The organism is Streptomyces sp. NPDC058157 (assembly GCF_042884105.1).
Taxonomy (GTDB): Bacteria; Actinomycetota; Actinomycetes; order Streptomycetales; family Streptomycetaceae; genus Streptomyces.
On record NZ_JBHVUQ010000449.1, the window covers coordinates 1 to 1,033 of the forward strand.

Annotated in this window: 1 protein-coding gene and 1 pseudogene; one reads left to right on the plus strand and one right to left on the minus strand. The window is 77.5% G+C overall.

Going from position 1 to position 1,033, the window contains the following annotated elements; translation table 11 throughout:
- Window positions 1-672, minus strand: a 672-nt coding sequence (locus ACFVXK_RS38750) for a VOC family protein (RefSeq protein ID WP_389622134.1), incomplete at its 3' end; no start/stop codon positions are given.
- Window positions 673-830: 158 nt separating this feature from the next.
- On the opposite strand from ACFVXK_RS38750, the pseudogene ACFVXK_RS38755 reads away from it, so the two are divergent.
- Window positions 831-1,033: pseudogene (locus ACFVXK_RS38755) on the plus strand (hypothetical protein); the annotation flags it as partial.

The window sequence follows — 1,033 nt, forward strand, 5'->3', positions numbered from 1 at the left end:
GGCCCGGACGGCCCGGTCGGCGGCCTCGTCCAGGTCGGGGACGGCGAAGTGGACCTCCCAGCGCGGCCGGGCCCGGGGGTCGGGGGCGGCCTCGACGGCTCCGGCGTCGATCCTGGCCACGGTGCGGTTGTGGCGGCGGACCACGACGTGGTCCTGCTCGTAGGCGACGTCGAGGGCGCCGGGCAGCTCGGCGGCCCAGTCGAGGACCTCGCCGTAGAAGACGGCTGAGGCGTACGCGTCGCGCGCCTTCAGCTCGACCCATACGGGGCCGTCGCGGTCCGGCCACCGCTCGGGCCCGACCTCGCCCTCCCAGAACCCGAAGACCGCGCCGTCCCGGTCGGCGGCGAGCGCGGCCCGTCCGGTGGCGAAGGCCAGGGGGCCGACGGCGGTGGTGGCGCCGCGCTCGCGGATGCGGGACGCCGTCTCGTCGGCGTCGGCGACGGCGAAGTACGGCGTCCAGGCCATGGGCACGCCCAGGCGCGGGACGACGGCGGCGATCCCGGCCACCGGGACTCCGTCGGCGCAGCCCACCCGGAACTCCTCACCGAGCCTGCTGCGGCGGAACCGCCAGCCCAGGACGTCCCCGTAAAAGGCCTCGGCCGCGTCGAGGTCGTGGGTGGCCAGGCTCACGCAGACCGGCGCCCCGAACACCTCACCACTGGACCTGGACATCGCGCCGCCTCCCTTCCTCCCGGTCCTGCCGGTCCTCCCGGTCGTCGTCTACCCCGGACCTCCACGGTCCACCGCCGGCGGGGATTCGGCTCGTTTGCGCCGGTCGGATGCGGGCAGCCGCTCGGGCGAACGTGACCGGCCACGGAAGGAGGCCCCCGATGACACGGAGGAACGCGGCGGGCGAGGGGGACCGGCCTCCGGACGGTCCCCCTCCCGGAGCGAAGACCCCGGACCTGCCGGCGCCGGCCCCCGGGGAGACGGGCGGGCGGGGGGAAGGGCGGCGGCCCGGACGCGAGCGGGACGACGCAGCCGAGCGGGCCGGAGCCGGGACCGGGCAGGAACCGGCGGACGGCTCCGGCGC